General features: G+C 71.0%; 18 protein-coding genes. 4 read left to right on the top strand and 14 right to left on the bottom strand.

Features of this window, described 5'->3' with window-relative positions:
* Nucleotides 1–16 precede the first annotated feature (16 nt).
* Both ACZ67Q_RS31835 and ACZ67Q_RS31830 read right to left on the bottom strand, forming a co-directional pair.
* The gene (locus ACZ67Q_RS31835; protein WP_471189277.1) at nt 17–772 is read right to left on the bottom strand and encodes a decaprenylphospho-beta-D-erythro-pentofuranosid-2-ulose 2-reductase; all 756 of its coding nucleotides are present in this window, start codon (nt 770–772) and stop codon (nt 17–19) included.
* Between the two features lie 29 nt (nt 773–801).
* Nucleotides 802–2,154 carry an FAD-binding oxidoreductase gene (locus tag ACZ67Q_RS31830; protein ID WP_471189274.1) on the bottom strand — a complete coding sequence of 451 codons (1,353 nt, stop codon included), beginning with the start codon at nt 2,152–2,154 and terminating at the stop codon, nt 802–804.
* 123 nt (nt 2,155–2,277) lie between these two features.
* On the opposite strand from ACZ67Q_RS31830, the gene ACZ67Q_RS31825 reads away from it, so the two are divergent.
* A complete protein-coding gene (locus tag ACZ67Q_RS31825) occupies nt 2,278–3,204 on the top strand; it encodes a YihY/virulence factor BrkB family protein (protein WP_471189272.1) in 927 nt (308 codons plus the stop codon).
* Here ACZ67Q_RS31825 and ACZ67Q_RS31820 read toward each other — a convergent pair.
* Nucleotides 3,170–4,438 carry a D-alanyl-D-alanine carboxypeptidase family protein gene (locus tag ACZ67Q_RS31820; RefSeq protein WP_471189269.1) on the bottom strand — a complete coding sequence of 423 codons (1,269 nt, stop codon included), beginning with the start codon at nt 4,436–4,438 and terminating at the stop codon, nt 3,170–3,172. The genes ACZ67Q_RS31825 and ACZ67Q_RS31820 overlap by 35 nt on opposite strands.
* Nucleotides 4,439–4,529: 91 nt before the next feature.
* Here ACZ67Q_RS31820 and ACZ67Q_RS31815 point away from each other — a divergent pair, with 91 nt between their 5' ends.
* The 3 genes from ACZ67Q_RS31815 to ACZ67Q_RS31805 all read left to right on the top strand — a co-directional run bounded on the left by ACZ67Q_RS31815 (nt 4,530) and on the right by ACZ67Q_RS31805 (nt 7,768).
* Nucleotides 4,530–4,769 carry an SCO4848 family membrane protein gene (locus tag ACZ67Q_RS31815; RefSeq protein WP_471189267.1) on the top strand — a complete coding sequence of 80 codons (240 nt, stop codon included), beginning with the start codon at nt 4,530–4,532 and terminating at the stop codon, nt 4,767–4,769.
* A gap of 54 nt (nt 4,770–4,823) precedes the next feature.
* Nucleotides 4,824–6,059, top strand: a complete 1,236-nt coding sequence (locus ACZ67Q_RS31810) for a metallophosphoesterase (protein ID WP_471189264.1) — start codon at nt 4,824–4,826, stop codon at nt 6,057–6,059.
* A 152-nt stretch (nt 6,060–6,211) separates the two neighbouring features.
* Entirely contained in the window at nt 6,212–7,768 is a 1,557-nt protein-coding gene (locus tag ACZ67Q_RS31805) for an ABC transporter substrate-binding protein (protein ID WP_471189262.1), read from the top strand.
* A gap of 33 nt (nt 7,769–7,801) precedes the next feature.
* On the opposite strand, the gene ACZ67Q_RS31800 is transcribed toward ACZ67Q_RS31805, so the two are convergent.
* The 11 genes from ACZ67Q_RS31800 to sdhC form a co-directional block, all read right to left on the bottom strand.
* Nucleotides 7,802–8,578 carry a TetR family transcriptional regulator gene (locus ACZ67Q_RS31800; protein WP_471189259.1) on the bottom strand — a complete coding sequence of 259 codons (777 nt, stop codon included), beginning with the start codon at nt 8,576–8,578 and terminating at the stop codon, nt 7,802–7,804.
* Between the two features lie 11 nt (nt 8,579–8,589).
* Nucleotides 8,590–9,087: a thiol-disulfide oxidoreductase DCC family protein gene (locus ACZ67Q_RS31795; protein WP_471189257.1), complete on the bottom strand. Its 498-nt coding sequence runs from the start codon at nt 9,085–9,087 to the stop codon at nt 8,590–8,592.
* Nucleotides 9,084–9,491, bottom strand: coding sequence for a hypothetical protein (locus ACZ67Q_RS31790; RefSeq protein WP_471189254.1), 408 nt, complete (start codon nt 9,489–9,491; stop codon nt 9,084–9,086). Before ACZ67Q_RS31790 ends, ACZ67Q_RS31795 begins: the two co-directional genes overlap by 4 nt.
* 127 nt (nt 9,492–9,618) lie before the next feature.
* Entirely contained in the window at nt 9,619–10,029 is a 411-nt protein-coding gene (locus tag ACZ67Q_RS31785; RefSeq protein ID WP_471189252.1) for a VOC family protein, read from the bottom strand.
* Nucleotides 10,030–10,112: 83 nt separating this feature from the next.
* On the bottom strand, nt 10,113–11,102 hold the full coding sequence (locus ACZ67Q_RS31780; RefSeq protein WP_471189249.1) for a sensor histidine kinase: 990 nt from the start codon (nt 11,100–11,102) through the stop codon (nt 10,113–10,115).
* A gap of 181 nt (nt 11,103–11,283) precedes the next feature.
* Complete coding sequence (locus tag ACZ67Q_RS31775) at nt 11,284–11,979, bottom strand: response regulator transcription factor (protein ID WP_471189247.1); 696 nt, start codon at nt 11,977–11,979, stop codon at nt 11,284–11,286.
* Nucleotides 11,980–12,044: 65 nt separating this feature from the next.
* The gene (locus ACZ67Q_RS31770) at nt 12,045–12,749 is read right to left on the bottom strand and encodes a VanZ family protein (RefSeq protein WP_471189245.1); all 705 of its coding nucleotides are present in this window, start codon (nt 12,747–12,749) and stop codon (nt 12,045–12,047) included.
* 146 nt (nt 12,750–12,895) lie between these two features.
* Nucleotides 12,896–13,657, bottom strand: coding sequence for a succinate dehydrogenase iron-sulfur subunit (locus ACZ67Q_RS31765; protein WP_469811832.1), 762 nt, complete (start codon nt 13,655–13,657; stop codon nt 12,896–12,898).
* Nucleotides 13,657–15,411: a succinate dehydrogenase flavoprotein subunit gene (gene sdhA / locus ACZ67Q_RS31760; protein WP_471189243.1), complete on the bottom strand. Its 1,755-nt coding sequence runs from the start codon at nt 15,409–15,411 to the stop codon at nt 13,657–13,659. Before sdhA ends, ACZ67Q_RS31765 begins: the two co-directional genes overlap by 1 nt.
* Nucleotides 15,412–15,430: 19 nt before the next feature.
* Nucleotides 15,431–15,913, bottom strand: coding sequence for a succinate dehydrogenase hydrophobic membrane anchor subunit (locus ACZ67Q_RS31755; RefSeq protein ID WP_471189240.1), 483 nt, complete (start codon nt 15,911–15,913; stop codon nt 15,431–15,433).
* Between the two features lie 5 nt (nt 15,914–15,918).
* Nucleotides 15,919–16,299, bottom strand: coding sequence for a succinate dehydrogenase, cytochrome b556 subunit (gene sdhC, locus ACZ67Q_RS31750; RefSeq protein ID WP_471189237.1), 381 nt, complete (start codon nt 16,297–16,299; stop codon nt 15,919–15,921).
* Between the last annotated feature and the right edge of the window lie 218 nt (nt 16,300–16,517).

Raw genomic sequence — 16,517 nt, 5'->3', positions numbered from 1 at the left:
CCTGGCAGGCCCCCGGCTAGAGCGGCAGCCGGCGGAACACGGCTCGCGGCAGATGCCGCAGCGCCGTCATCACCACCCGCAGGGCGCCCGGTACCCACACCGTCTCCGAGCGGCGGCGCAGGCCGAGTTCGATGGCGGCGGCGACCGCCTCCGGCGTCGTCGCGAGCGGTGTCTCCTCCCGCCCGTCCGCCTGCGGCGTCCGCACACTCCCGGGGCGTACGACCATGACGTGCACGCCGGTGCCGTGCAGCGCGTCGCCGAGGCCCTGCGCGAAGGCGTCCAGGCCGGCCTTGCTGGAGCCGTAGATGAAGTCCGAGCGGCGGGCCCGCTCGCCGGCCACGGAGGACAGCACGACGAGCGAGCCGTGGCCCTGGCCCTGCAAGGCGCGGGCGCTGACCAGGCCGGCGCTGAGGGCGCCGGTGTAGTTGGTCTGCGCGACGCGCACCGCGGCGGACGGCTCGCGTTCGTCGCGCGCCTGGTCGCCGGGCACGCCGAAGGCGAGCAGCACCAGGTCGATGTCGCCCTCCGCGAACACCTTGCCGAGGACCGTCTCGTGGGCCTCGGGGTCGAGCGCGTCGAAGGCGACGGTGCGCACGTCGGCGCCGAGGGCGCGCAGGCTCTCGGCGGCCCGCTCAAGACCGGGTGAGGGGCGCCCGGCCAGCCACACGGTGCGGGTGCGGCGGGCGATCAGCCGGCGCGCGGTGGCCAGCGCGATCTCGGACGTGCCGCCGAGGACGAGCAGGGACTGGGGGAGGCCGAAGGCGTCCTTCATGAATGGCTCCTGGGTGTCACGGGCGGTGGTCACAGACCGAGGCGGCGGGCGAGGTCCGAGGTGAACACCCCGCCCGGGTCCAGCTCCGCGCGCAGCCGGCGGAAGTCGGCCAGGCGGGGGTACATCGCGGTGGGCAGGTCCGGGCGCAGCCGGGCGTCCTTGGCGAGGCAGACCCGGCCGCCCGCCGCGGCGACCTCCTCGTCCAGGCCGTCGAGGAGGGCGGCGAGGCCGGGCAGGTGCGCCGGGAGGTCCAGGGCGAGGCTCCAGCCGGGCGCCGGGAAGGACAGCCAGCCGGGCCCGCTCTCCCCGAAGCGCTTGAGCACGGCCGGGAAGGACGGGCAGCGGTGTGCGGCGAGGCGGCGCACGATCCGGCGCAGGGTGTCCTCCTCGCCGTATCCGAGGAGGCACTGGTAGTGCACGAGCCCGCCGCGCCCGTAGACGCGGTTCCAGTGCGGGACGCCGTCCAGGGGGTGGAAGAAGGCGCTGATCGGTCGCAGTTCGGTACGCGCGCGTGCCGCCCTGCGGTGCCGCAGCTCTCCGGCCAGCGCGGCGGTGGTACGGCCGAGCAGTCCCGTGGGGACGAAGGCGGGCGGGGCGGGCAGCCGGCGGGGGCGGAAGGCCAGCGGTTCCTGCCATGCGCGGGTGCCCGGGCGCAGGGCGGCCGCGGGCGCGTGGTCGGCGTGGGTGACGATGCCCCGGCCGGTGGCCGCGCCGCGGGCGAGCAGGTCGATACGGGCGGCGGCGTGGCGGTGGCGCCGGGCGGCGTTCGCCAGGCGGGCCATCACCTCGTCGAGGTCACGCGCGCGTTCGGTGCCGACCGACATCAGGGCCGTCTCGACGGGCAGCAGCCGGAGCGTGACCGTGAGGATCACACCGGTCAGGCCCAGACCGCCGGTGGTCGCATCGAACAGCTGGGTGCCGTGGGGGACGGTGTGCACGGTGCCGTCGGCGGTGAGGAGTTCGAAGGACAGCACATGGCGGGAGAAGGCGCCCGCTACGGGGTGGTCGCTGCCGTGCACGTCACCGGCGATCGCCCCGCCGACCGTCACCCGGCGGGTGCCGGGGACCACCGGGACGAACCAGCCGAGCGGCAGCACCACCTCCATCAGCCGGTGCAGGGAGACTCCCGCGTCGCACAGCACGGTTCCGTCGTCGGCGTCCACGACATGGACGCGGTCCAGGCCCGTCATGTCGAACACGCGGCCGCCGGCGTTCTGCGCGGCGTCCCCGTACGCCCGGCCCAGCCCGCGCGCGATGCCTCCGCGGACCCCGCAGTCCCGGACGGCGGCCACGGCCTGCGCGTAGTCGCGGGGGCGGATCAGCCGGGCGGTGGTGGGGGCGGTGCGGCCCCACCCGGTGACGGGCACGGTGTCGGTTGCCATGAAAAGACGCTATCGACACGATATGCGGCGTTGGTTTACTAACATTCCGACTCTGCACGAAACGGGTGATAAGTGAGACAACGGCCGTGCATCAGCGGGCCGTGGCAAGGGGAGATCACGAGCATGGAATGGCTGACAGGACTCCCCGTCATCGGACCGCCCCTGAAGCGGCTGATGGTGACGCACGCGTGGCGGTCGTACGAGCGGTTGGACCGTGTGAAGTGGACACGGCTGGCCGCCGCGATGACGTTCGTCAGCTTCGTCTCGCTCTTCCCGCTGCTCACCGTCGTCGCCGCGGTGGCCGCCGCCACCCTCGGCGCCGACCGGCAGAAGACCCTCGAGAACAAGATCGCCCAGCAGGTCCCGGGCATCTCCGACCAGCTCGACATCCAGGGCCTGGTGAACAACGCGGGCACCGTCGGCCTCATCGCCGGCGCGGTGCTGCTGTTCATCGGCATCAACTGGGTCGGCCAGATGCGGGACTGCCTGCGGGCGGTGTGGGAGCTGCCGGACAGCACGGAGAACCCCCTGCTGAACAAGGCCAAGGACGGCGGCATCCTGCTCGGTTTCGGCGGGGCGGTGCTCGCCACGCTCGCCGTCTCCGTCGTCGCCTCCGCCGCCGTCGACTGGATCGCCGGCCAGGCCGGACTCGACGAGCACGGCTGGGGCAGCGCCCTGCTGCGTGTCGCCGCGTTCGCCGTGGCCGTCCTCGCCGACTTCCTGCTCCTGCTGTACGTGCTCACCCTGCTGCCCGGCGTGGAGCCCGCGCGTCGCCGCCTGGTCGTCGCCGCCCTGCTCGGCGCGGTCGGCTTCGAACTGCTCAAGCTGCTGCTCAGCGGCTACATCCAGGGCGTCGCCGCGAAGAGCATGTACGGCGCGTTCGGCATCCCCGTCGCCCTGCTGATGTGGATCAACCTCACCTGCAAGCTGCTGCTGTACTGCGCCGCGTGGACGGCGACGCGCACCAAGGAGGAGGGCGTCGCCGTCGAGGAGGAGGAGGGGAGGGAGGAGGGGATCAGCGCCGACGCCCCACCGGCCAACGGCGGTTGACGACGAACGCGCCGCCGCCCAGCAGCGCCAGCGCCCCACCGGCGATACCGAGCGCGATCCCCATCCCGCTGGAGCCGCTCGCGGTCGCCGCGCTCGCCGCCGCCCTGCCGCCGGAGGCCCCGCCCGAGGCGGTGCCGCCCGACGTGCCGGAGGAGGCCGTCGCACCGGGCTGGGCGTCGCCGCCGACGCTCCTGGGCGCCACCAGCTCACCCACCGGCTGCACCTTCCCGGCCGCCTGGAAGCCCCAGTCGAACAGCCGCGCGGTCTCCTTGTAGACCTCGTTGTGCTCGCTCTTCTCCGGGTGCATCACCGTGACGAGCAGCACATGACCGCCCCGCTCGGCGACACCGGTGAAGGTGGCGCCCGCGTTGGTGGTGTTGCCGTTCTTCACGCCCGCGATGCCCTGGTAGACGGGGACGTCGTGGTCGGTGCCGCTCAGCAGGCGGTTGGTGTTCTGGATCTCGAAGGGCTGGCGGACCACTTTGCCCGACTTGTCCTTCTTCGTCTCACCCGGGAACGCGGCCTTCACCGTCGAGCAGTACTCGCGGAAGTCCTTCTTCTGCAGTCCGGAACGGGCGAACAGCGTCAGGTCGTAGGCCGAGGACACCTGCCCGGGAGCGTCGTAACCGTCCGGGCTGACCACATGCGTGTCGAGCGCCTGGAGTTCCTCGGCGTGCTGGTTCATCTCCTTCACGGTGGCCTCGACGCCGCCGTTCATCGACGACAGCACGTGCACCGCGTCGTTGCCGGAGCGCAGGAAGACACCGAGCCACAGGTCGTGGACCGTGTAGGTCTCGTTCTCCTTTATCCCGACCAGGCTCGAGCCGGCGCCCATCCCCGCCAGGTCGCTCGGCACCACCTTGTGCTGCGTGGAGGCGGGGAACTTCGGCAGCACCGTGTCCGCGAACAGCATCTTCATCGTGCTCGCCGGCGCCAGCCGCCAGTGCGCGTTGTGCGCGGCCAGTACCTCACCCGACTCGGCGTCGGCGACGATCCAGGAGCGCGCGGTGACGTCCTTGGGCAGCACCGGGACCCCGGCGGCCAGGTTGACCTGCGTACCCGGCCGGCCGAGTTGCGCGCCGCCCACCTGGGACATGGACGCCGGGGGTGTGGCCGACGGGCTCGGCGGGGGAGACGGGGCCGCGAGGGCCGCCGGCGCGGTCAGGGCGAGGGACAACAGGGTCGCGGAGGTGACCAGCAGGGATCGCCTGCCGGTCCTGCGGTGAGCGGGCACGACGCAGAACGTACCTCCCGCGCCCGTCGAAGTCCCGCCCCGCCCCCCACCCCGGACACGGAACCGGACATCCGGCGGCGATACTGGAGGGATGAAGCTCAGCCGCCGGGTCTCGTGGTTCCTGCTCGCCTTCGGGGTGTGGAGCCTCGTCATCTGGGTCACTTTCATCAAGAACTTGATCAAGGACAGCAGCGGGCTCGCCTTCGACGACGGTCGTCCGACGGCGTACTTCTGGGTGCACCTGCTGCTCGCGGTCGTTTCCTTCGTATTGGGGACGGCCATCGGGGTCATCGGGTTGCGTGGAGTGCGCGCACTGCGCCGCACGTCATAGCCGACCGTCCGGAACCGGACACCCACGCCGCACACCAACGGGGGACACGACACGGTGGTCATCGTCTTCGCGCTCGTGGCGCTGCTCGTGCTCGCCGCCGCGGTGTCGGCCAACTGGTACGTGTGGCGGCGCCTGTTCCGCGACACGACCACGGGCCCCGGCCGCGCCCGCCGCCTGGGCGCGGCCCTGATCGGGGGCGGCTGGGCGCTCGCCGTCGGCGCGCTCGTCGCCGAACGCACCGGCGCCCCCTTCTGGCTGCAGCGCGTCCTCGCCTGGCCGGGCTTCCTGTGGCTGGCCCTGTCGGTCTACCTGCTGCTGGCCGTCCTCGCGGGCGAGCTGCTGCGGCCGCTGCTCCTGCGGCTGCCGCGGCGGCGCGGGACGGCCGTACCGCGACCGGAACCCGTCCCCGCGGGCGCGAGCGCGGAACCCGCCGATCCGCCGCAGCCGCCCGTGCCCGTCACCGACCCCTCCCGCCGCCTGGTCGTCTCCCGCTTCGTCGCCGGAGCGGCGGCCGTCGCGGCCGCCGGCACCGTCGGATACGGCACTTATGGCGTGCTGCGCGGGCCGAGTGTGAAGCGCGTCACGGTGCCGCTGGCCAAGCTGCCGCGCGCCGCGCACGGTTACCGGATCGCCGTGGTCAGCGACATCCACCTCGGCCCGATCCTGGGCCGTGGCTTCGCGCAGAAGGTCGTCGACACGATCAACGCCACCCAGCCCGACCTGATCGCGGTCGTCGGCGACCTCGTCGACGGCAGCGTCAAGGACCTCGGCCCGGCCGCGGCCCCGCTCGCCCGGCTTCAGGCCCGGCACGGCGCGTACTTCGTCACCGGCAACCACGAGTACTTCTCCGGCGCCGAGCAGTGGGTCGAGGAGGTGCGGCGGCTCGGCCTGCACCCCCTGGAGAACGCCCGCACCGAGATGCCCTGGTTCGACCTCGCCGGCGTCAACGACGTCCAGGGCGAGAGCGAGGGCCACGGCCCGGACTTCACCCGCGCCCTCGGCGACCGGGACACCACGCGCGCGTGCGTGCTGCTCGCCCACCAGCCGGTGCAGATCCACGAGGCCGTCCGGCACGGCGTCGACCTCCAGCTCTCCGGCCACACCCACGGCGGCCAGCTCTGGCCCGGCAACCTCCTCGCCGCTGCCGCCAACCCGACCGTGGCCGGTCTGGAGCGCTACGGCGACACGCAGCTGTACGTCAGCCGGGGCGCCGGTGCCTGGGGCCCGCCGACCCGCGTCGGCGCCCCCTCGGACATCACGGTCGTCGAACTGGCGTCACGGCGGGCCTGAGCGAACCTTCACGAATCAACCAAATCCTCTTCCGCTGCATGAAACTCCTGTGATTAATTGAGCCGCGCCACTAATAGGGGAGTGGCCGCCACTTGGGGGAGTGGCACGTGCACAGGGGGCCCGGAACGGGCCCGTGGGAGGGCAACACCACCATGCGATCACTTCGCATGCGCGTCCTGGCGGCCGTACTCGTCCTGGCGGCCGCCGGTGTGGCCGGCTGGCAGATGCTGCCGTCACAGGGAAACAAGAACAAGACGATCGTGGTCGGTACGACGGACACCATCACGTCGCTCGACCCGGCCGGCGCCTACGACGCCGGTTCCTGGGCTCTGTTCAGCAACGTCTTCCAGTCGCTGCTGACCTATGAGCCCGGCGGTACGCAACCCGTGCCGGACGCGGCCGAGAGCTGCGCCTTCGTCGCGGGCAGCCTGCGCACCTACCGCTGTGAACTACGGGACGGCCTGACGTTCCCCAGCGGCCGCGAGGTGAGCGCGAAGGACGTGAAGTTCTCCTTCGACCGCATCAAGAAGATCAACTCCGATGTCGGTCCGGGGTCCTTGCTGTCCACGCTCGCCTCGGTGGACGCCGAGGGCCGCACGGTCACCTTCCATCTGTCGTCCCCGGACGCCACGTTCCCGTTCAAGGTGGCCACCGGCGCCGGTTCCATCGTCGACGCCGAGCAGTACCCGGCCGGCAAGCTGCGCGAAGGCACCGCCGCCGACGGCACCGGGCCGTACGAGCTGGCGTCGTACACCAAGGGCGGCAAGGCCGTGCTGAAGCCGAACTCCCGCTACCGGGGCGCCATCAAGAGCACCGGCACACCCATCGAGCTGCGCTACTACAAGGACCCGGTGGCTCTGCACAACGCCTGGAAGGCCAAGCAGGTCGACGTCGCCACCCGCCAGCTGCCGCCGGACGTGCTGGCCGGGCTCAGCGCCAGCGACCCCGGCCAGCGCGTCTTCGAGGCCGACAGCTCCGAGACCCGCAACCTGTACTTCAACACCCACAAGGGCGCCCCGCTGCACGACGCGCGCGTGCGCCAGGCCGTGGCCTGGCTGGTCAACCGCGAACAGCTCGCCGGCGACGTCTACGACGGCACCGTCGAGCCGCTGTACTCGCTGATCCCGACCGGCATCATCGGCCACACCGCGTCGTTCTTCGACAGCTACCCCAAGCAGAACACCGCCAAGGCGCGGGCGCTGCTCACCCGGGCCGGGGTCAGCCTGCCGGTCCGCTTCACCTACGGCTACGGCATCGGCAGCGGCGCCGCCGAGCAGGAGGCGAAGGAGCTCAAGCGGCAACTGGAGGCGAGCGGTCTGTTCCAGGTCGACGTCAAGGGCTACGAGTGGACCGACTTCCAGAAGCACTGGGCGACCGGCAAGCTCGACGCGTACGCCGTCGGCTGGGTCGCCGACTATCCCGACCCGGACACCTTCACGGGCCCGCTCGTCGGCAGTGACGCCACCATGAACACCGGCTACAGCGACAAGACGGTCGACGCGCTGATCCGCTCCTCGCAGCAGTACGCCGACCGCAGCCGTTCCGCCCAGGACTTCCGCCGCCTGCAGACCCAGGTCGCCGACGACGTGCCGGTGATCCCGCTGTGGCAGAGCAAGGAGTACGTGGTCACGAACGTGGACGTCAGCGGCGGCCAGTACCTGTCCGACGGCAACGGCGTGTTCCGGCTGTGGCAGCTGACGTGGATCTGACGGCAGGCTGACGGGCGCCCGGCCGGGCCGGGATCACCGGTCCCGGTCGGGGTCCTGGTCCGCCGGCGCGGGCGTGGGGGCCGGCGCGGGCAGCATCTTCGTCATGCCCGGCAGGAAGTCCGTGAACAGCTCGTGGACCTCGCGCACCAGCGGGCGCAGCACCCGGAAGCGGGCCAGCGCCACGCCCCGCGCGGTGATGCGCGCGCCCCGCTCGGCGAGCCGGTAGCTGCGCTCGCGCCCCGGGGTCCGGTCGAAGATCCAGTACAGCACGAGCCCCATCTGCGCCAGCCACATCAACTCGGGCAGGGCGTCCCGCAGTTCCTCGGGCACCTTCGTCTTCCTCGCCCCGCGCAGCACCTCCCGGTGGACGCTGATCGCCTCCTCGCGCGCGTGCTCCGACTCCTGCGAGAAGGGGCTCAGCGGGCTGTCCGGGTCGGCGGCGTTCTTGAAGAACTGCACCGCGAACTCGTGGTACGGCGCCGCCACGTCCAGCCAGGTCCGCAGCACGCCCGCGAGCCGCGCCTCGAAGTCGCTCTCGCGCTCCAGGACGCCGCGGACCGCCGCCTGGTGCTCGGCGGCGATCCGGTCGTAGAAGCCCTGGATCAGGTGCTCCTTGCCGGCGAAGTAGTAGTAGGCGTTGCCGACGGAGACACCGGCCTCCTGGGCGATGGCCCGCATGGTGGTCTTGTCGTAGCCCCGCTCCTGGAACAGCCGCATCGCCGTCTCCAGGATCAGCGCACGGGTCTGCTCGGACTTCTCGGACTTCGGGGTCACGGGGCCCTCATGCGGGCTGTCGTTCTTGGCGGGCACGACACCAGAGCCTAGTCAGTGGCGCAGGCGCCGTCGTCACAGCCGGGTGGGTTGTACGTCCAGCCCGCCCCGGGTTCGTACGACCATCCGTCGCCCCTGCGGTACGTCCGCCCGCCCCACCCTTCCTGCCGGCCCCGCCATTTCGCGGCGGCGAGCACGGCGCCCCGGGCGAGTTTCGCGCCTGCCGGGGTGCTGAGCCGGTGGGCGAGGGGGCGGTGCTCACGCAGGGCCCACAGGACGACGATCCAGGCGGCGGTGTCCCGGTAGACCTGGCCGCCGTCGCCGACGACGGTGACCTCCTCCAGGGTGGCCCCGTGGTCGAGACCCGGGAAGCGCCGCCGGGCCTCGTCCGACCCGGCGGGGACCAGCTCCAGCGGCACCAGCTGCGGCTGCCGCGTGAGCCAGTCCCGCAGGAACGTGCACAGGGAGCACTGGGCGTCGTACAGGACGGTGAGCCCGCGCAGTGCCGGTGCCGGTGCCGCTGCCGGTGTGCCGGTCACGGCGGTCACGCTCCGGTGGTCGGCGCCACCCAGCCCTGCGGCGGCACCGGCGGCATCTGCTCGCGCTCCATCATCCCGCGGCGCCGGATCCGGTTGAGCACGTACACGTTGCCCAGGTGCATCACGCCGAGCACGAGCAGGACCACACCGAGCTTGGTGGACAGGGCCTCGAAGATGCCGCGGGTGTCCGCGATGGTGTCGTCACCGCTCAGGTAGAGGGCGACGAAGCCGAGGTTGACCAGGTAGAAGCCGACGACCAGGAGGTGGTTGACGGCGTCGGCGAGCTTCTCGTTGCCGTGCAGGACGTCGGACAGGAAGACCCGCCCGTTGCGGCTGAGGGTCCGGGCCACCCAGACGGTCAGCCCGATGCTGACGACCAGGTAGATGACGTAGGCGATGACGGTGCGGTCCATGCCCCACCCCTTCTTGAACGCGTTCAAAACGCTGACAGGGATGACTGTAGACCTGTTTTTGAACGCGTTCAACTCACCTGTTCGAGCATCGGGCCCCGCGACGCCGGCGTGATCCGCCGGGCGGGTCCTAGCTCCGGCGGGCCAGCTCGGGCCGCTTGGTGTAGTCCGTGAACCCGATGACATTGCCCCAGGGGTCGGCGATCTCGACGGTCCACCCGGTGGCCACCGCGAAGGGCATCTCCAGCGGCGTGATCCCGGCCCCGACGAGCCGCAGCGCGGCGAGCCGGGCGTCGGGCACCTCCACCCACACCCGCGGGGCGGCCCACGCGGGCGACCGGTAGCCCAGCGCGTCCTCCTGCCGCAGCAGCACGCCCGGTGTCTCCCCGCCGACCTTCAGCAGCGCGATCCCGGCCTCGTCCAGCCGGAACCCGACGACGAACCCGGCCCGCTCGTAGAACTCGACGGCTTCCCCGAGCTCCCCGACCGGCAACAACACGTTGTCGAACCCGAGCAGCTCGTACGACTCTTCGTCAGACATGTCGTCAGATTAGAGCGCATCTCAGGCCAAACCCGACAAAAACGCCCGAGGGTGCCGCGTGCTTCCGCCGGCCGGCGCGGTGCCTACGGGGCGCCGGGAAGGCGGACGGTGACGAGGAGACCGCCGGCGGACCGGGGAACCAGGGCGAGGGTTCCATCGTGGGCGCGGACGATGCTGTGCACGATGGCCAGGCCGAGGCCGACGCCGGCGTGCTCGTCGGAGCGGACGCGTTCCGTTCCGCGCCGGAAGGGCTCGGTGAGCGTCGGTACCAGGTCCGCGGCGAGCCGGTGGCCCGTGTTCTCGACCCGCAGCACGCTCGTGTGACCCACCGTCTCGGTGCGGACCGTCACGCTGCCACCGGCGGGGAGGTTGTGGACGACGGCGTTCTGGACGAGGTTCGTCACCATGCGCAGCAGCAGCTCCGCCGAACCGCAGGCCGGGGCCGCCCCACCGGTGACCTCGAGCGTGATCCGGCGCTGTTCGGCGAGGGGAAGCAGCGTCTCGGCGGCTTCCTCGGCGATGAGGGAGAGGTCGACCCTCTCGCGGCTGAAGTTCCCGCCCTCGCCCCGGCTGAGCAGCAGGAGGGCCTCGGTGAGGTCGATAGCGCGGGTGTTGGCGGTGTGCAGGCGTTCGATGAGTTCGTCGCGGCCCCGCGCGGGGTCCTTGCGGGCGACGTCGAGCAGGGTGCGCGAGATCGCCAGCGGGGTGCGCAGCTCGTGGGAGGCGTTCGCGGCGAACCGCTGCTGTTCGGCGACGTGGGACTCCAGTTGCTGGAGCATCGAGTCGAAGACGTCGGACAGTTCGCGGAATTCGTCCTGGCGGCCCTTCATGCGGATCCGGTGGGACAGCGAGCCCTTCCCGGCCCTCCGTGCCGCGTCCGTGATCTGCGCGAGGGGCGCGAGCATCCGCCCGGCGAGGAGCCACCCCCCGACGAGGCCGAACACCAGCAGGAAGGCCATCGCCACGGCCGCGGCGGGAGCGAAGGTGTGCACGAGGAGATAGCGGTTGGGCGAGATCCCGAGAAGACCCTGCGGGTTGTCGGGCACGTAGCGCAGCAGGAACATCCACACCACGGCCAGCAGGAGAGCACCGGCGACCGCGAGGAACCCCGCGTAGCTGAGCGTGAGCTTCAGCCGGACGCTGAGCCCCGGGCGCCTAGGGCCTGTCGGCCGGTGCGACTGTGCGCACCGGACCCCGCTCGGGTCGGCCGGGGGACACCGCACCTCACAGCCGGCCTGATCCGAACGACAGGCCCTAGGCACGCGGACCGTCCGCGCGGGTGACGTCGGGGCCGGCGTCGATGCGGTAGCCGACACCCGGCACCGTGGCGATGATCCAGGGTTCGCCGAGCCGTTTGCGCAGTGCGGAGACGGTGATGCGCACGGCGTTGGTGAGGGGGTCGGCGTTCGCGTCCCAGGCCCGCTCCAGCAGTTCTTCGGCGCTGACGACCCCGCCCTCGGCGGCGACGAGGACGTCCAGCACGGCGAACTGCTTTCGGGTGAGCGCGACATGGCGTCCGTCGCGGAAGACCTCCCGGCGGAAGGGGTCGAGGCGCAGGCCCGCGATCTCGCGGACCGGGGGCCGGGCGTACGCGCGTCTGCGGTCGAGCGCCCTCAGCCGCAGGACGAGCTCGCGCAGGTCGAACGGCTTCGTGAGGTAGTCGTCGGCGCCCAGCTCGAACCCGGACGCCTTGTCGTCGATCCGGTCGGCGGCGGTGAGCATGAGGATCGGCAGGCCGCTGCCGGAGGCGACGATGCGCCGGGCGACCTCGTCGCCGGAGGGGCCGGGGATGTCGCGGTCGAGGACCACGAGGTCGTAGGAGTTGACGCCGAGCAGTTCCAGGGCGGAGTCGCCGTCGCCGGCGATGTCGGCGGCGATCGCCTCCAGGCGCAGACCGTCACGGACGGCTTCGGCCAGGTGGGGCTCGTCCTCCACGATCAGTACGCGCATGCCCGAAGCGTAAGCAGGGCGTCATATCGCCGACGTATGCACGACGCGGGCACCGGGCACGCGGCTCAGCCGGCGGGCGCCGCCGCGGGGCGAGAGCGGTCCGCAGGCGCCTGCGCGCCGCTGCGCCACCAGCGGCGCGACGCCAGCGCGGCCAGCACGGCACCGGCGGTGTTGACCAGCACGTCGTCCACGGAGGACACCCTGTCCAGCCGCAGCACGTACTGCGCGGTCTCGACCAGGGCCGAGCAGCCCGCCCCGAGCGCCAGGATCCGCGGGACGGACGCCAGCGCCGCGAAGCGCACCGGGGCGAAGAACCCCAGCCACGCTAGGCCCAGCAGGTTGCCGACGATGCCGAGCGTCCCCATCGTGACCAGGTCCCGCAGCGGCACCAGGCTCACCCGGGCGGGCACGACCCCGGCCCCGCCGCCCGGCATCATCGTCAGCCACAGGAACGGCAGCGTCCCGTGGACCATGCCCACCTCGGCCAGCGACGTCCGCCACGGACGGGTGACGCCGGCGGCTCGCCGACGGCGCGCCAGAACCCACACCACCAGCGCGGACAGCGGCAGCGCGACCAACGTCATCAGCACCACACCGTTGAAGGTGTCGTAGCAGCCGTGCCATCGCCCGGCCATGCACATCGGAGCAGACATCATGAGCGGCCGCCGCACGACGAACAGGGCGCTCGCCAGGGCGAGGGCCGCCAGGCCGAGGAGAACGATCCGGAGCGTGCGGCGGGGCGGTGCGGGCACAGGCGCGTGATGGCTCATGCCCCCATTGCAGACGGAGGGCTGTTGCGGCGTCGTATGCGATTTTCGATACGCCCGCGATACACGCGCCCGGCCCGAACACGCAGATGGCCCCGCTTCCCGGTGATGTCACCGGGACGCGGGGCCCTCTCCGGGCTGCGCGAAGCTCAGAAGCGGCGCGTGATGAGCGCGCGCTTCACTTCCTGGATCGCCTTCGTGACCTCGATGCCGCGCGGGCAGGCGTCCGTGCAGTTGAACGTCGTGCGGCAGCGCCAGACGCCGTCCTTGTCGTTCAGGATCTCCAGACGCTGCTCGCCGGCCTCGTCACGCGAGTCGAAGATGAAGCGGTGCGCGTTGACGATGGCCGCCGGGCCGAAGTACTGGCCGTCGTTCCAGAAGACCGGGCAGGACGACGTGCACGCGGCGCACAGGATGCACTTCGTGGTGTCGTCGAAGCGCTCGCGGTCCTCGGCGGACTGCAGACGCTCACGCGTCGGCTCGTTGGTGTCCTTCGTGATCAGGAAGGGCATCACGTCCCGGTAAGCCTGGAAGAACGGCTCCATGTCGACCACGAGGTCCTTCAGGACCGTCAGGCCCTTGATGGGCTCGACCGTGATCGGCTTCTCCGGGTTGATGTCCTTGATCAGCGTCTTGCACGCCAGGCGGTTCTTGCCGTTGATCCGCATCGCGTCGGAGCCGCAGATGCCGTGGGCGCAGGAGCGGCGGAAGGTCAGCGTGCCGTCCAGGTCCCACTTGATCTTGTGGAGACCGTCGAGGACGCGCTCCTTCGGGTCGATCTCCAGCTGGAAGTCTTCCCAGGTCGCCTCGGCCGAGATCTCCGGGTTGAACCGGCGGACCCGGAAGGTGACCGTGATGTACGGGGAGGCCGCGGACTCCGCCTCGACCTTGTCCAGAACAGGGGTAGCCATCAGTACTTACGCTCCATCGGCTGGTAGCGGGTCTGGACGACCGGCTTGTAGTCGAGACGGATGGACTCGGTCCCGTCGGCGCCGACCTCGCGGTACGCCATGGTGTGGCGCATGAAGTTGACGTCGTCGCGGTTCGGGTAGTCCTCGCGGTAGTGACCGCCGCGGGACTCCTTGCGGGCCAGCGCGGACACGGCCATGACCTCGGCCAGGTCGAGCAGGTTGCCCAGCTCGATGGCCTCCAGCAGGTCCGTGTTGAACCGCTTGCCCTTGTCCTGGATCGCCACGTTCTTGTAGCGCTCACGCAGCTCGGCGATCTTCTCGACGGCCGTCTTGATCGTCTGCTCGGTGCGGAAGACCATGACGTTGGCGTCCATGGTCTCCTGCAGCTCGCGCCGCAGCTCCGCCACCCGCTCGGTGCCCGTCGAGGTGCGCAGACGCTCGATCTGCTCCACGACGAGGGACTCCGGGTTGTCCGGCAGGTCGACGTAGTCCGCCTTCTGGGCGTACTCCGCGGCGGCGATGCCCGCACGCTTGCCGAAGACGTTGATGTCCAGCAGCGAGTTGGTGCCCAGGCGGTTGGCGCCGTGGACGGACACGCAGGCCACCTCGCCGGCGGCGTACAGGCCGGGGACGACGGTGGTGTTGTCCGCGAGGACCTCACCCTCGACGTTCGTCGGGATGCCGCCCATGGCGTAGTGCGCGGTCGGCTGGATCGGGATCGGGTCCGTGTACGGCTCGATACCGAGGTAGGTCCGCGCGAACTCCGTGATGTCGGGCAGCTTCGCGTCCAGCTGCTCCGGCGGGAGGTGGGTGAGGTCCAGGTAGACGTGGTCGCCCTCGGGACCGCAGCCGCGGCCCTCACGGATCTCGGTGTAGATGGAGCGGGACACGACGTCACGGGACGCCAGGTCCTTCATGACGGGAGCGTACTTCTCCATGAAGCGCTCGCCGTCCTTGTTGCGCAGGATGCCGCCCTCACCGCGGGCACCCTCGGTGAGCAGGATGCCCATGCGCCAGATGCCGGTCGGGTGGAACTGGAAGAACTCCATGTCCTCCAGCGGGATGCCCCTGCGGTACACCGCGGCCTGGCCGTCACCGGTCAGAGTGTGCGCGTTGGACGTCACCTTGAAGAACTTGCCGCAGCCGCCGGAGGCGTAGATCACGGACTTCGCCTGGAAGACGTGGATCTCGCCGGTGGCCAGCTCGTACGCCACGACGCCGGCCGAGCGCTTGACGCCGTCGACCTCGGTGATCAGCTGGTCCAGGACGTAGAACTCGTTGAAGAACTCCACGCCCTCCTTGACGCAGTTCTGGTACAGCGTCTGGAGGATCATGTGGCCGGTGCGGTCGGCCGCGTAGCAGGAGCGGCGGACCGGCGCCTCGCCGTGGTTGCGGGAGTGACCGCCGAAGCGGCGCTGGTCGATGGTGCCGTTCGGGGTCCGGTTGAACGGCAGGCCCATCTTCTCCAGGTCGAGGACGGAGTCGATGGCCTCCTTCGCCAGGATCTCGGCGGCGTCCTGGTCGACCAGGTAGTCACCGCCCTTGACCGTGTCGAAGGTGTGCCACTCCCAGTTGTCCTCCTCCACGTTCGCCAGCGCGGCGGCCATGCCGCCCTGCGCGGCGCCCGTGTGGGAGCGGGTCGGGTAGAGCTTCGTCAGGACGGCCGTGCGGCTGCGCTTGGTCGCCTCGATGGCGGCCCGCATACCGGCGCCACCGGCGCCGACGATGACGGTGTCGTACTTGTGGATCTTCATGATTCTCGCAGCCCCGTGCCTAGCGGATGTTCGGGTCGAAGGTGAAGATCACCAGCGTGCCCAGCAGGATGGTGAACACCGTGGCGGTGTAGAGCAGGCCCTTGAGCCACAGGCGGGTGTTCGCGCGCTCCGCGTAGTCGTTGATGACCGTGCGCAGGCCGTTCGCGCCGTGCAGCATCGCCAGCCACAGCATCAGCAGGTCCCAGACCTGCCAGAACGGCGAGGCCCAGCGGCCGGCCACGAAGGCGAAGCCGATCTTGGACACGCCGCCGTCCAGCACGAGCTGGATCAGCAGGTGGCCGAGGACCAGGACGACGAGCACGACGCCGGACAGGCGCATGAAGAGCCAGGCCGCCATCTCGAAGTTGCCCCGGGTCGACTTCGGGGTCTTCTTGGTGCGCTTGCGAGGGGCCTCGATGAAGGGCGCCGGGTTGTCGACGGAGTAGACGGCTCCGCCCTCGACCGGGCCGATACCGGCAGCGGTGGTTTCAGTGGTGGACATGCGCGTCAGCTCCCGAACAGAACACGAGCGGCGTGGCCGAGGACGGGGTAGACCGCCCCGAGCATCAGCACGACCCAGATGCCCACGACGGTCCAGAGCATCTGCTTCTGGTAGCGCGGGCCCTTGGACCAGAAGTCGACGGCGATGACGCGGAGGCCGTTGAGCGCGTGGAAGAGGATGGCGGCGACGAGACCGTACTCAAGGCAGGCGACGATCGGCGTCTTGTAGGTGGCTACGACCTTGTCGTAGTCCTCGGGGGAGACACGCACGAGAGCGGTGTCCAGCACGTGAACGAACAGGAAGAAGAAAATGAGGACGCCGGTGACTCGGTGAGCCACCCAGGACCACATTCCTTCCCGGCCGCGGTACAGCGTTCCAGCCGGCACGGAAGTTTCCTCCGGGAGCGGGGGTTGGGGCCGCGCCGGCTTCGGTGTCGGTCGGGCCCGGCCGGGTACGGTCCACCGGCCCCCAGCATCGTAGCGACGCGCTGGCGCTGGGCCTCGCCGGGGTCCCTCGGTGTGATCAAAGTGGCACTCAAAGAGGTACGGGTGGGCTAGTGGGGCCACTGAGATGGGCGGTTTGTACCTGTTTGCCGGATGCGGGT

Source organism: Streptomyces sp. NPDC036813, from assembly GCF_055609245.1.
The sequence above is the reverse complement of the archived record's forward strand: the minus strand, read 5'-3'. Positions and strand labels throughout refer to the sequence as shown.